The organism is Fibrobacter sp. HC4, assembly GCF_023373925.1.
Lineage (GTDB): Bacteria > Fibrobacterota > Fibrobacteria > Fibrobacterales > Fibrobacteraceae > Fibrobacter.
The window spans coordinates 39,104-53,447 of sequence record NZ_JALCZV010000010.1; the positions used below are offsets into that span (position 1 = coordinate 39,104).

General features: G+C 50.0%; 10 protein-coding genes. 3 read left to right on the forward strand and 7 right to left on the reverse strand.

The features are described 5' to 3' along the window. Positions 1-31 precede the first annotated feature (31 nt). From MMG03_RS08005 to MMG03_RS08025, 5 genes are all read right to left on the reverse strand, one after another. A complete protein-coding gene (locus MMG03_RS08005; RefSeq protein WP_249506051.1) occupies positions 32-1,675 on the reverse strand; it encodes a glycosyl hydrolase family 8 in 1,644 nt (547 codons plus the stop codon). Between the two features lie 88 nt (positions 1,676-1,763). After that, positions 1,764-2,390, reverse strand: a complete 627-nt coding sequence (locus tag MMG03_RS08010) for a hypothetical protein (RefSeq protein ID WP_073235944.1) — start codon at positions 2,388-2,390, stop codon at positions 1,764-1,766. Positions 2,391-2,398: 8 nt separating this feature from the next. Then, positions 2,399-3,466 carry a hypothetical protein gene (locus tag MMG03_RS08015; protein WP_249506052.1) on the reverse strand — a complete coding sequence of 356 codons (1,068 nt, stop codon included), beginning with the start codon at positions 3,464-3,466 and terminating at the stop codon, positions 2,399-2,401. A gap of 178 nt (positions 3,467-3,644) precedes the next feature. Then, complete coding sequence (locus tag MMG03_RS08020; protein WP_112132148.1) at positions 3,645-5,462, reverse strand: PEGA domain-containing protein; 1,818 nt, start codon at positions 5,460-5,462, stop codon at positions 3,645-3,647. Between the two features lie 43 nt (positions 5,463-5,505). Beyond that, positions 5,506-6,900 carry a hypothetical protein gene (locus MMG03_RS08025; RefSeq protein ID WP_249506053.1) on the reverse strand — a complete coding sequence of 465 codons (1,395 nt, stop codon included), beginning with the start codon at positions 6,898-6,900 and terminating at the stop codon, positions 5,506-5,508. Between the two features lie 278 nt (positions 6,901-7,178). Between MMG03_RS08025 and MMG03_RS08030 the strand changes: the two genes are divergently transcribed. From MMG03_RS08030 to MMG03_RS08040, 3 genes are all read left to right on the forward strand, one after another. Beyond that, the gene (locus tag MMG03_RS08030) at positions 7,179-9,059 is read left to right on the forward strand and encodes a hypothetical protein (RefSeq protein WP_249506054.1); all 1,881 of its coding nucleotides are present in this window, start codon (positions 7,179-7,181) and stop codon (positions 9,057-9,059) included. An 83-nt stretch (positions 9,060-9,142) separates the two neighbouring features. Beyond that, positions 9,143-9,598 carry a hypothetical protein gene (locus MMG03_RS08035; protein ID WP_073235959.1) on the forward strand — a complete coding sequence of 152 codons (456 nt, stop codon included), beginning with the start codon at positions 9,143-9,145 and terminating at the stop codon, positions 9,596-9,598. Positions 9,599-9,736: 138 nt separating this feature from the next. Continuing rightward, positions 9,737-10,516 carry a hypothetical protein gene (locus MMG03_RS08040; protein ID WP_073159824.1) on the forward strand — a complete coding sequence of 260 codons (780 nt, stop codon included), beginning with the start codon at positions 9,737-9,739 and terminating at the stop codon, positions 10,514-10,516. Here the strand turns inward: MMG03_RS08040 and dacB are convergent. Continuing rightward, complete coding sequence (gene dacB, locus MMG03_RS08045; RefSeq protein WP_249506055.1) at positions 10,503-12,707, reverse strand: D-alanyl-D-alanine carboxypeptidase/D-alanyl-D-alanine-endopeptidase; 2,205 nt, start codon at positions 12,705-12,707, stop codon at positions 10,503-10,505. The genes MMG03_RS08040 and dacB overlap by 14 nt on opposite strands. Before the next feature lie 21 nt (positions 12,708-12,728). Beyond that, positions 12,729-14,321 carry an extracellular solute-binding protein gene (locus MMG03_RS08050; RefSeq protein ID WP_249506056.1) on the reverse strand — a complete coding sequence of 531 codons (1,593 nt, stop codon included), beginning with the start codon at positions 14,319-14,321 and terminating at the stop codon, positions 12,729-12,731. Positions 14,322-14,344 lie beyond the last annotated feature (23 nt).

Below are 14,344 nucleotides of genomic sequence, written 5' to 3' on the forward strand. Positions count from 1 at the left end.
TACCGATGCGCGGGCGTCGGCGGATCTACACTTACTTGATTACCTTGAAGGTCTTGTTACCGACCATCACCAGGAAAGCACCCTTGTTGCTCATGGGGATTTCATGGGAAGCGGAACTGACCTTGGACTTCATCATGACTCGGCCGTTCATGTCGGTCACGGAGAAGTTGGTGCCTGCGGCAACGTTTTCGATAACGATGGCGCTATTGGTAGACCATACGCGGGCGGCGTTCATAGCCTTGACAGAAGTAATCGCAATGGCAGCGTCGACGACAGGAGCGCTCTGCTTGCCGGTAATGGTGACTTCGTAAAGCTTGCAGCCTTCAAATGCGTTGATGGTGGTTTCCTTGTCATAGGTAACGCCATTGTATTCGGTACCTTCAACAGTCTTCTTTTCCACGGTGGGCTTGGGCTTCCAAATCTTGAAAGTGCCAGACAGGTGGAGCATGGAGAGGTAGTGAACCAGACCATCGTAGTAGCGGTACTGACCGGTCATCAAGCTTGCGTTCCAAGCCTTTTCCAGGTTGGTCTTGATAGCCTTTTCGTAGGACGGATTGTTGGCCAATGCTATGGCGGCAACAGCGTTGGCACCGGTTTCGCCCAGGGTGTAGGATTCAGAGGGATTGGAACCATCCCAGTTGAAACGGGCGTGCTGGTAACCGTCCTTTTCGAAGAAGTCGATAATGCGCTTTGCCATTTCTTCTTCGCGCTTTGCGTCGGAACCGAACAGGTAGTAGTCCATACCGAAGTTCATAGCGCAACGCATGGCGTCGTACATATACCTGGTAGCGTCGTTATTGAAGCTAACGGCGTGGGGAGTACCATCGAAGTTGTTGTAGTCAGAGAACAAGCCGGAGGAGGTGTTGGAGGACTTGTAAAGGTGATCGCGGGTAGCCTTAGTAGCGGCAGTCCATTTGTCAGTATGAGTCTTGGACCAGCGTGCGAAAAGGTCTACGTAGGCCGGCAGGTCGTAAGACGGGTCGGACCAGGTATTGTTACCGTTAGTGGGCTGGAAGGTAATGATGTAGGAAGAGGTGTTGAACAGCTGATGGTTATAGTTGCTCCACATCTTGTCCAAGATGTACTGGGCGTCGTCCATGTACTGGCTATCGCCCCAGCGGTTTGCAGCGAAGAGCAAGGACATCATGAAGTACATTTCGCCATCGGGTGCGCAGTTGTTGTCGCCGCCCTGGCCGTTGTCGCCACGCTTCCATGCAAAGTAGCCATCCCAGTCGCCAGACTTGTGCCACATGTGATTCTTGGCCCAGTTCCAGAGCTTGTCGAATTCTTCCTTGTGGTTGGTCTGAACGGCGATCATCATACCGTAGGACATGCCTTCGGAACGGACGTCATTGTTGTTGATGTCCTTGATGTAGGCTTCGTTGCCGTTATCGTAGTAGACCTTGGAGTTGTTGTCGCCCTTGAAGTAATGTTTCCAAAGCTGATCCATCTTTTCCTGGATTTCAGCATCGGTCTTGCCCAAGAAAGTCTTGAAGGGGCTGGTGTAGTCGCCGGTGTAGTATGCGCCAGAATAGTTGGTCTGGTCGCAGTCGGGACCGAAGTAGCCACCGTTTTCATCGAAGAAAGACGGAGCAGTGTAAATCGTTTCTGCTGCAAAGGCTGCAGAGGCACCCAGCAACAGGCCAAGAAAGAGAGAGGTCAATTTCTTTTTCATGCCCTTAATGATAACCCCAAAAAAAGGACGTGTTTAGGGTTTTAGCGAAAAAAGGATTGTAAAGTATTACAACACCCCTAGACGAAAATCACCCCTCGAACAGGCGGCAGGCGCGACTCTCATCCGGCTTTTCGAATACAAAGGTTAGATGTACCGACCCGCAACTATTCCCAAAATCCTCAAGGTCGTTCATCCACATGGTCCTATAACCGGGGATCCTGATCTCGACCCAGGTGGAGTTGCACTCTTCTCCCGAGACTTCGGGAATCTTGATGACCTTGCCCCACTTTTTCTTTTCGATGTAATTCACGATGCTGACGTAATCCCTAGAAGATACTGCCGCAGACAGGTAGATTCCGTATACAAGGTGAAAAGTTCCCGACCAGGAGATCCCCCAGGGGACTTCTTCCACCACCTTGTGCAATACCTTGGTCATGGACTTTCCGTCGAAGCGGATGTAAAGCGAGCCTATGCGACCAAGGCCTCCAAGCCCCGAAACGATACTGCTCGAAGGCACCTCGGACACACCGTCGGTTTCCCAGTCCACGAAGGTGCCGGGCTCCGCCAAAAAGCGTTCGTCGTGTACGGTGCAGCGGCAACTTTTAGGGAGGGCGATTTCCTTGAGCAAGTCGGAGAATTCCACCCCGCGTACGGTTTCAGCCCCCTCCGCCCAGACCCATACGGCACAGAGCATCACAACACAGAACAACCTCATAATCACCCCTAAATCAATCCTTCTGCAAACTCATGGTAATCCACCTGATAATCCCCAGAGAAATCTGTATACAGGAAGGGATCGGCGCACACCTTCGTAAAGGCGTAATTCAGCAGTGCATTCTCTAGAAGTGTTGCTTTCGGTACAGAGGGAGCCAGATCCTCTTCAAGAAATTTCAACATCTGGGAAACCCGTTTGCGCAATGTTTCTAGACCTTCGTGCAAGTAATCCCGATCATTTAAATCAGGATTATTTTCTAAGGAAATTTCAACATAGCCATGGGTTGTGGCAAAGCGCATTTCGGATCCATAGCATTCTCCCGAATCAAAAGCTTTCTGGCACTGTGCTAGCGCTCCATCAAGGGACTTGACATACCTGCACATATCGCCCAATGTCTGGTCACTCTTTACCCGCTGTTTTACCTCATAGTAATTTTTGTTCTGTAGCCAACCCACAGTCTGGCGTCTTTTCAGGCCTTCAAAAACACCCCTTTGATCCGTGGTGGATTTGCCGTACTTAAAGTACTGTGCGTAATTGTAGAGTACCTCCATGGAACCAAAACACCTTCTACCATACATCAGAAAGAACTTGCGACGAAGTATCGCTTCATCGGTAGACTTAGTGATGATGTAATAACCGGATTTGGTACAAATACATTCAATCCCATCCGGATTTACAATCACCTCGTACAGCACCCGCGAAGACGATCCCGCCTCGAACAATTCATTGGAACTAATCTTAAGGCCGCGATCCAGTTCATCGGAGTTCAATCTGGAAACAGCCTGATTTAGCGAAACCGAGGAATCAAAAGTCACGGTCACCACGCGGCCGCTAAACACCCACTTTACGCTGGAAGAATCCACTTTCAGCGAAACCTCGATGTTCCCTGCCACAGTCTTGGGAATCGGCAAGGTACAACCCTCGCCAAAAATCGATTGCACCATCTGGGCCACAATTTCTTCGCGAGCCAGCGATTCAGGCAGTTCCACCATGAGTTTGTTGTCCACAACCAGCAAGGATTCCCCTTCTAGAAGACGACGGAAACGGAAGCCCTCTGGCGTCTTGGCCCGATTCATCCAGTAACGCACATTTCGAGTGGGTATGTTGAAACTGATCCGTCTCCTTTTAATTTCCCCCTTAAAGTCAGACGAATTCAACCTGATATAATCATTAATGTGAAAAAGATCCCGCATACACCATTATATCGTGTACATGGGACCATTTTGTCAAATTCAGCCAAGGATGGATTGCGGCCTAAAAGGCCTTTCTACCCACGGTAGGAGCGTAGCGGTAGCCAAAAAATATGCTGTTGTCGGAAGTAAGGTTCTGGGCAGTGTCTTCAAGCATACCTCCACTAACACCCACATAGAATTCATGGTTCCTTGCAAACCTGAAACCCAATTCAAACATGCCCACCGCAGGGACTGACTCTAGATCCAACATGCCTCCATATTCCATACTCACATTAAAGCTTAAGCCGGCCCTCGCAAAGAATTTAAAACCTGCCCAACCCACGCCCAGCACACAGAAGGCATCAATGTTTATCAGTTGCACATCATCACTATAGCTAACATAGTCGCTATAATAATAGTAGTCGCCATAATAGGAGCTGTTGCTATTGTAGATATCGTATTGAATATTCTGCGTTTCAAAAGACATGCCTAATCCGAGGCCAAAAACAAAGCGGCGGCTGGTGGCCAGGTCATATTCAAAACCTAAGCCAAATTTAAAATCCGTGTCAGAACGCTCCTCTCCGTTGCTTGTATAAAGCAATCCACCAAAAGAAACGTTAAAGAACAACTTGGTTTCACGACCGATTGTATCCTTGGGCATACCCGATCCATCAAAGGTCGAAGCCTTTACCGGTGCGTCCAGGTGAGAAGCCTGGTAGTCTTCTTTTCCGTAAACAGACGAGTATTTTGAGGGTTTGTACACATAGCGGTTCTTCTGGCCCGGTTTAAGGTCAGTAACCATGGTCTCCTTGCGCACGCCCATCTGGATCTTGGCGCAAACGGGAACCTGCCCCGTATAAGGAGTTACACCCACTTGAACCCCATTCACGTACACAGGCTCCGGATCATCCCAATTTCCATTTTCAGCAGACTCGATAGTAATACCAGCCATGGCCACATCTAGAGCCTTGCTAAACTTCAGCTTACTTCCGTTAGACACGTTCACCGTAGATTCACGCGTTTCGTAACAGCGATGAGAAACTGCAATCTTGTAATTGCCGGGAGCCAATCTAAACTTGGAGCCGCTCTGAGTCTTGCCATTTACAGTCACCCGTAAATGGCCTGCAGCCTCGTAATTATCCGTAAACACAGGAGCCACCGTAATCGTGCCGAAGTTAGCCTCCATAGAAGCCCACAATTTCTGATTATCCTGCCTTACATCGACGACCGTATCCAGATCCTTATAATTTTCACTAACAAAAAGGAATCGATGACGTCCGGGAGTCAAATACACGTTACAGGGAGTATTCTTACAGGACCCCTGAGGCTTTCCATCTACACTGAGCAAGGCACCAACCGGATCCGTTTGCACATCCACCACATAGCTACGAAAATCGTCGGCTTTGGAAGCCGGCACACCTGCGGGTCCGCCCTTCACCAGTTCAAAAAGTTCTGGGGCCTTTTCTTCGATATCTTCGATGAGGCCCTCCGCATCGGGCTTACGGGCGGTAAAGCTCCCCACCAGTTTATTGGATGCGGTTTCGTAGAGTTCCACAGTCAAGGTCAACTGCTGACCGAACATTCCGATACGCCCCTGGGCAATAAAGTCAGCGGCAATATTTCGGCCAGTTTCAGCCAGGCACGAACCTTCACATTCCTCAATCGTCTTACCCGGAGGCAGCATGGCGTTGATGTTCTCGCGAGTCATGATGGTGTAATCCATATAGGCAGGCAAGGTACGACTGGCAATTTCGCGGAGCTTATCGGTCAGGTACATTCTTTCGGACAGGCCAAGAGCACCCGAACTAGACATTGTCTCCAGAACAGCCACATAGGTTGCAAAGGAATTTACCACCAGGCAAAGCAAAAAGAGAACAGTAAACTTTATACGAGCACTCATAATAATACGCAATAACGATGATTGCAAAAAAAATAAAAACTTTTTATTCAATCAGACCGTTAGCGTATATTACAACCTCTTCGACGTCGGAATCCGTATACAACAAGGGATCTAGCGATACCACATCTGTGATTTTTTTCGCAAGTTCCTTGCTGGAGCGAACAAGATCCCAATTATCCAAAAGAGATTGCAAAATATGGATCCAGGAATCCACTGTTTCAAAGAACGTCTCATAATCCCCAGGAGAACTCAAAACACCGGGGCTATGCCATCCCCGATAATCAATTTTCAGGTGGCAATTTTTAGGCGCACCGGCCTGCATGATCTTAAGCAAGGGCGAAAGCAGATTCCACTCATTTATTGTCCCAAAATCACAGAAACATCTCAGCATATTTTCAAGACACCATACGTCACCAAAGTACTGCTTGTACTTGAAATCCCTATATTCCTCTAGGGTCGGAACGGTCATCAGGAAACAGTCACTCACACAAAGTTCAAGAGGATGTTCAAACAGGTCGCGAAAAAACTGAAAAACATCCGCCTTCGAAAAGTCCATATATACCCCGCCTTTATATCGACTTAAATCATTGGAAAGTTCGGTTCCGCCTACCAGGTAACCACGACTTTCAACAGAGCAGACGAATTCAACAAAGGTAATATTACCGTCGGCATCGTAATCCCACTCAAAATAATTGACAAAGTCACCCCAAAAGTCATTTTCATCTGCAGGATTTCCTTCATATGGATCACAGGAATAGAAACAGACATCAGACACTTGTACCGTATCTAAATCATGTTCAACTTTTATGCGGGAATCTCCAGTATCTGCATAGTAGTGTTCCACAAAATGACGGGCCATTTTTAGCAGGCCCCGCGGAGAGGTGTCGTTACAAGTCGCTACAAACTTGAGTCTAAACCGACTGGTCGACTTGATTTCCTGACCACACAGGAAACTATAGGTCCTAGGGTACAAGATTTTTGCCATAGGGCAATTAGGCAGGTACGCAGCCGTCTCCATCAAGCGATGGAAAATACCATAGGCAGAAAAGGTTTCTGAATCACCCAAAGTATAACCGTCAATTCGCCCCGCCTTATGTTCCGCCCAATAATCAGAAGACTGGATTCTCGGAGATAAAAAGGAATCGTTAAATTCTAGAAACGAGATGCGTTCATATTCCGGAAAATCTCGTACAAACCGCTGACCTCGTTCATGGGGGGCAACGACCTTGAGAAGGTCCCCATAGCTTGCAGTTCGCTTGCGCTTCCACTTTTCCGAAAAGCGATACTCCATAAAGCCATTCCAATCGCCCTTGATTTCTTGTTGAATATTGTACAGGTGCGCCATACCTAGACGAAAATCAACCAGTTGACTTACGAGGCGTTCAATGTTTCGCTTCGTATGATGTCCTACAACCTCGCTGTAGAAACCGACGCTCATTATGTCTTCTCCAGGTAGACAGCCTTGTACGATACCCACGCCCCTCAAAAGTCTCCAGACGCCATAGAGATTCTTTGACCCGAACTTAAACCGGCGAAAGCTTTCAGACATACACGCACCTCAAAAGCATTATCGTTTTGAGTGTGAGCGGTGTCAAGTAAACCTTTCATTTTTTACAGCTACTGTTCCACTTGAGAATAGGGCTTTGGGACTTTTCCATTATAAAGGGCTTTATGTCAGCATATATTACATAGCATACTTTTGACAGGGAGCCTTTCATGATTTTCCCAATTTTAACATCACGAAAAGTGCTGATGGCAGCATTGCCTTCGGCCATGCTCCTTGCAGCCTGTTCTAACGAAGACTTGATCAACGCAGAACAGGCAGTTAACGCCAACGGCGAGATTACGGCAAACGTTACGGCATCGGGCACAGTCTCCGGCTCGACCGCAACCAATGTCCAGAGCGTTCCCACCTGTTCCATGGTTAGTGTGTCTAGCGGCATCCATGTCATTTGCAATGGAACCCTAGTCGGAGTGTTGACTAACAGCCAGGTGAATACGTCTGGAACAAATACCGGCAATCAGGAGTTGGCGGGCTGCGACCTGATGGAGCTCGAGAGCAACCTCGGCTACACAGTGACTTGCGGCAACAAGTCCGGAGTAATCCTGAACGGGAAGGATGGTAAAGATGGGGCGGACGGCAAAGCCGGTAAGGACGGCACCTCCTGCCAGACCACTCCTATTCCCGATGGCTCCGGCATCTACGTCATTTGCGACACCTCCGTGGTGGCGGTCTACAATGGTCGCGACGGCCTTGATGGCGCAAATGGCGTAGATGGTAAGGATGGCGTCGACGGTAAAGACGGTCTGAACGGCCGCGACGGCGTAGATGGTAAGGATGGCGTCGACGGTAAAGACGGTCTGAACGGCCGCGACGGCGTAGATGGCAAGGATGGCGTTGACGGTAAAGACGGCGCCGATGGTAAAGATGGTGTAAATGGGAAGGACGGCACAAACGGTGCCGACGGCAAAGACGGTAAGGATGGCAGGGATGGCCAAGATGGAGTCAACGGAACGGATGGCGTTGGGTGTCGCATCCTGAATTCCTCGGACTCCACCCTTACCGTTGTTTGCGGTACCGATACCAGCACGATCAAAGCCACCATCTATAACAACTACACCAACGGAACCCAGACCAGCATCACCTACGAACCGGTCATCGTATATGTTTCCTCCAGTTCCAAGGCTCCCACCAGTAGCGCTGCCCAAGTGACGGTGAACCCCCAGCCCGCCTACAGCTACAGCGTGGAACCGGGAGCCGTAAATGGAAAATGCGGAACATACTACCCGGGATCTATCGGGGCAAGCACCACCATTTACCACGGCGATTCCATCAAGTTCCAGTTTGACGCAAACGAGACCTCTTCCATCGTGGATATTCTGAACTCCGTTTACGAATGGAAGTTCCCTGGCGCCACCACGGCCTCTTATGCCGCCCGGGGAAACGACGGCATCGTGACAACCACCGTGTTCTATGACTCTGTTGGAACTTTCTACCCCCAGCTTTCCATTAACGGCAAGGGTTACGAAAAGTGCAGCGGTCGTGTAACAGTCAATGCAGCCCAAATTAGAAACTGCGCCTGCACCGAAGACACCGAGAATACAACCGAAACCCATCGCGCCTGGAAACTGAGCGGTTGCCAGTCCTACGCCCCCATTACCAGCTATACCTGGGATGGTGTGGAATCCACCTCTGCCGACGGCATGAGCGCCCTGGCCCCCTTCGAATACGAAGGTCAGACCCGCGTTACCTTGAGAAACTCCGACAATACCGTCAAGGAAGTGGCCTGCGGATATATTCTGGACAACATGACCGGATATACCTTCACCCGCCCCGGCACTTACTACCTGACCTACATGTGCAACAAGGTTGGTCGTTCCTATGTAACATTCAGGGCCCAGAACGAAGAAAGCGAAGGCATGTGGGTCACGAGCAAGACTTCCGCAGAAGTGAACTACAGCACGATTTCCAACACCCTTTACGGAAACGTAATCTACAGCAGATTCTTCAACGCAAGTTCCAACGAGAACGCATCCGGCTCCGCAATCGCCTTCATCTTGAAATCCGGTTCTTTCAGAGTCCACTGCGATTACTAATACAAAACAAGTCTACTCCTCCAAATCAAAGTCCGCTCGCTGCATTTCAAATCCGGCGAGCGGATTTTTTCTATCCTTGTGATATGAGCATCAACGACGCCACAGCCCTCATCAAGAAACTTTCGCCCCTTATGGACGAATCTTCCGAAGTATTTCGGGAGCTGGCCTTCTTTTTCGGAGGCAGCGCCAAGGTGATGGTAAATCAGGCGGACCTGACAAAATTCCTGGGCCGCAAAAGGCTATACCGCGTGATCCGTCTGAAGGGCGAATCCTACAAGGATTGCGTTTACCAGCTGGTAGATGACTACCCCGAATCCATGGAAGCACTGGGCATGCTCAGGTACTACAAGGCCCCCGCAGGCAAAATCCAATGGCAAGAAATCGAGAACGCCGAAATTGCCATGGGCAAGGAACTGACCATGAATGCCTACGGTTGGGCCCCCGATGCATGGACTGCCTTTGAATCCGGCGCCACCAAAAACGACAGCGAAGAAAGCCCCCTCCACGAGATGGTGGCCATTCTGGCCTTCGATTTTTAACGGATTTTTTCTTCCCCCCGCCTTTTAAAGGTGTTTTATAGTGTTCTAAAACACTCTTATCATTTATTTTACCGTTAGACGTTCAAAATGTGCGTTCACATAGTTATTATTCTCTAGTGAATTAACTCGGAGGATTCAATGGCCGACGCCGTCGCAATTTGGAATGGATTTTTGCAGAAAACAGCAAGTCTCCCTGGAATCAGGGTCGACAGGAACGAGTACCTGACCAAGGAACTCAGGCTTTACTGCACCCAGGAACAGCTGGACATGATCCCTTCGAAACGTCCTTACGCCATTGTCAACGAAGACGTGATCGATCGCGTTGCAACGGCATGCATCCGTAACCACACCATCGCCGTCACATCCGCCTCGGCTGTTGCAGGAATCCCCGGCGGCATCGCCATGCTGGGCACTATTCCCGCCGACCTTTCACAGTACTATTTTCATGTGCTGGTACTCTCGCAGAAGTTGGCCTACCTGTATGGATTCCCCAATATGGTTGACAACGACAGCGGCGAACTTTCTGACGTGGCCCTCGACATGATGACCATTTTCGTGGGAACGGTCATGGGCGCAGGGTCGGCATCCCAGGCCATCCACTCCCTGGCGCAAAAGCTGGCCAAGCAGGCCCTGGAACAGCTCCCCAAGAAGGCGCTGACCAAGACTGCCATTTTCCAGATGGCAAAACCCATTGCAAAGATGCTGGGAATTAAGCTAACCAAGAAGGGATTCGCCCAGGCCGTCAGCAAGGCAATTCCCTTTATCGGGGCCCTTGCATCGGGCGGCATTACCGTAGCCACATTCCTCCCTGGAGCCAAGAGGCTGCAGAAAGAACTGATGGCCCAGCGCGGCCTCTTCGCCAACGAAGAGATCAACCTGACCAGCTACGAAAAGGCAACCGAAACTACTGCGGAATAAATTCGAAGAGAACTATGCCAGGAAGCTTTCCGCGGCGACTTTCAAGATAATCTGTAAGGGGAACTTCCACCACCTGCTTCTGCAAGGAAGAGGCGTGGCGCAGCTGCGGCAACTGACCGGGACGCAACACAACGAATCCGGTGTGGGTCACGTCGATCTTTTCGGACTTGGCCACAAAGGCAATTCCAACCACAGTAAAGGGACCCTCGTAGGCACGAGACATCAGAACCATAGCCTTGTCATAAGGCAGGTAACGAAGGTCTGTGGGTTCGTCGTCCCTCTTACGGGTAATGCCCTTCGCCTTAAAGAATTCCTTTTTGGGCATGGTGCGCTGAATAATGGTATCGCCAGGCAGAGGCAGAACCCTGGCATACTTGCTGCCATTCACCCAGTCAACAATCATGTAATGTTTGCGATGAGCGAAATCAATAACGCCCTTGTAGTAGCGAATACGCTGAAGGGTATTGAAAATTGAATCTTCATCCGCGGCCCTTGCCATAGCCAAGGCATGTTCCAGATAAGTTACACAGTTCACGGAATCCATATTCACCAAGGGTTTATTCTCGATGGTATCCAGATAGCTTTCACCCATAGCGGCCAGCAAGTAGGGCTTACCGATCATAGCCTTGGAGAAGTAATCCAGACGTTCATGGAAAGGTTTGATGTGTCTGGCTGACAACCACAAAGATTTCATTTCCATGAGGGAGGCGTAACTGTCGTTGGTCTGCATGACAATGCGGGTCCACAGAGTATCCAACACATCTTTCAATTTGGCATCGGGGTTCTTACCGGTATCATTCAGGTACATGGCCAGGGCCAGAGTATCGCCATCCATGGGGAACACATAACCCACCAAGGCATGGGCTTCACCAATGAATCCTGTCTTGAAGCGGGTAAGCCAAGGATAGGGATTATCCAGCTGACGCTTGCTACCTGTACCAGCGCCAGGGCCAGCAAAACTGTTGATATAATAACTGCCCTTGGGATGACGAGCCATCTTTGTCAGCAACAAAGTTTCTGTAGAGGGCAGCAATTTGTTCTTGGGAGAAAGTCCGCAACCGTCCCACACTTCAAAGTGGGTAGAGTCTATTCCCATTTCGGCAAGGAACTTGCGTTCCATAGCCTTGCCGCCTTCGACGCTTCCTTCCCCAGCCATCTGTGCGCCAAGATTGCGGAACAAGGCTTCGGCGTGGAAGTTCTGGCTGCGCTGATTGATTTCGTCAAGGATACTCAACAGTGGAGCGGCGCTAAAGGTGAATTTCTTGATCTCGATACCGGGAGTAACCGTGCTATCGGGAACGTAGCTGAGGCCCTTTTCCTTGAAGGCGTGCATCAGGGCTGCCCTAAAATAAGCCACCGGATTTCGCACAGGAAGAACCAGCTGATTGGAATCAATGCTAGTGCCAATGGTACCGCCAAGGACTATCTCGGGTTTTACCGGATCCAGAGCCCATGTCCATCTCTTGGAACGCCCCTTAACCGTCTGCAGTTCATTCTTGAGAACCACATAACCTACATCGGGAACGATTTCGGCAATAGCACGATCACCAGGTTTTGCACCGGGCTTAAAGCGGATCATGGTGCAGTTGTCATTAAAGTTCAGGGGAGCGATTTCTGCACCGTACCAGGCATCATAAAAATTCTTGCGCCAATGCTCAGCCTTCCAGGGGCCAGTGTAATAACTGGTATCCAAATTCAAGTTTCCGCGGATAGTATCAATCCCAAGGCTCTTGATAGAATCAGCCATGGCATACAGGGCGTCAAAGGGATCCGCATAATAGCGTCCCGAAAAATTTGGATCCCCTTCTCCACGAACATTTACGGTTCCTACGAAAACCGGCTTCAGGTCATAGCCATCCATACCCTTGTTCTTCTGGATACTGCCCAACAGAGAAATCTCGGTCTTGGGTTCATAATCCAGAGGCAGAAAATGCAGGGCCGTAGCCGTAGTCAAAGTCTTTAATGTACTTGCCGGAGTAAACTTTTCGGAGCCGCGAATCTGACCCAGTTCCACACCGGATTTCACAGAACGGATCGAAAGACCGAAACGGGAACCCGGCACAACAGAATCCACATAAGACTGGAAAGGGGCCAGGTCAAAACCGGCAAGGGAGTTTACACAAAGGAACATCGAGAGCACCGTCATCTTGCGGGCCATCGAAAAATTCTTAAGGCTAGAGAAAAGCTTCATATTCAGGGAACCGTACAGGCATCAACGCTTGCGGCGCAAGACAACAACAATAACGACAACAACAAGGACAAGAGCCGCGGCAGCAACTAACACGACAAACAGGGGACGTTCTGTTTCCTGAGGTTCTTCGCGGATTTCATTTTCATGTTCTTCTACAGGTTGCATCAACGCCAGGCGGATACAAGCCCATAAGGAATCTCGGTCTAGGCCGCTTTCGTGGCGGAGCAGGCTATCAATCTGTTCGTGTGCGGCAAGAACCACTCGAGGAATTTCATCGGACTCATCACTGCTGGTGTCTGCCAGGGACTTGGCAATGCGGCCCACCATATTGTTCATGACCACTTCAACTTCACGCCATTCAGGAATGTTAATGAAGCTGCGGCCATCCTTTTCGAGACCATTAATCAACTGGTAATAGCGGGAGTCCTGAGCCCACAGGTGGATCAGGCTGCGGTCTGCCGGCAAGAAACCGATCTGGCGGGAATACTGGTCCACGTTGTCGGCGCGGAGCAGGAACAGGAACAAATCCGCAGCTTCCTTCTGACGTTGGGCAGACCTGTAAGACAGAAGCTTCGGGAGAGCCAGATGACTTCCGCCCACGAAGGTAAAGCGACCGGCAGGTCCCTTAGGAGAAGGGATGACAGCAATGCCATCTTTAGCCAGGGGACTTTCCATAAGGCCACCCACATCACTACCGAATTCCATCTTGCGGATGATTTCGGAGGTCCCGTGAATCATGAGCATTTCGGAACGGACAAAGCGGTCGGCAATCTGACTGGAATTTTCGCGAAGACCGTTAGGAGAAATTTCCCGGTCGCGGACAAACTTGAGATAATGACGCAAACCTACCAGGGAAGCTGAATCCACCAGGGCGCTGCGATAGCCAGAGAATCTAGAGGAATCGTTCTCGTGGACCTCGCATTCCACCACCAGGTCACCACCAAAACTCCACAGGATCGGAGCCATCTGCTGTTGAGCCGTCCAGTCTTCGCGTACACCAAATTCAAAAGCTGTCACAGGACGACCGTAACCATTCTTAAGCTGAGCCTTGGCCACGGAACGCAATGTTCCATAGAATTCAGGGAAGTTCTCTACATCTTCATCGTTAAAGCCCATAGAAAGCCACAGACGTTCATTCACGAACAAGCCGCGCACATCCAGGAACCATGGCAGGGCGTAGGTTTCCTTGCCACGTCCAACGTGAGTCGCCTTCATAGCCTCGCTATAGAAGCGTGTGGAGTCCACAACATCCAGAAGGGAATCAATGGAGGAAATCATACCAGCATCGGCAAAGTAGGGAACCCAGCTGGAGCCCAACTGCACAACGTCAGGGACTTCGGCACCAGAAGCTTCCACCTCAGAAGAGTCCATAGCAAACACGCGCTGCAATTCGTCAAAAGCCTCGCCCCAATTCAGGAAGCGAACCTTTACAGGCTTCTTTGTCTGCTGGGAATACTTACGGGTAATCTTCTGCAGGGCAAACCCTGAATTGACACCGTCGTCCATAACCCACAGAGACAAAGTATCCTTGGCAGGCACCGCATGCAGCTCGGGATCGGCAAAAGCCGCTACCGAGAAAACAACCAGCAGAAATAATCCAAAGATCTTATTCACTTTTTCTAATCCAAACACACCGA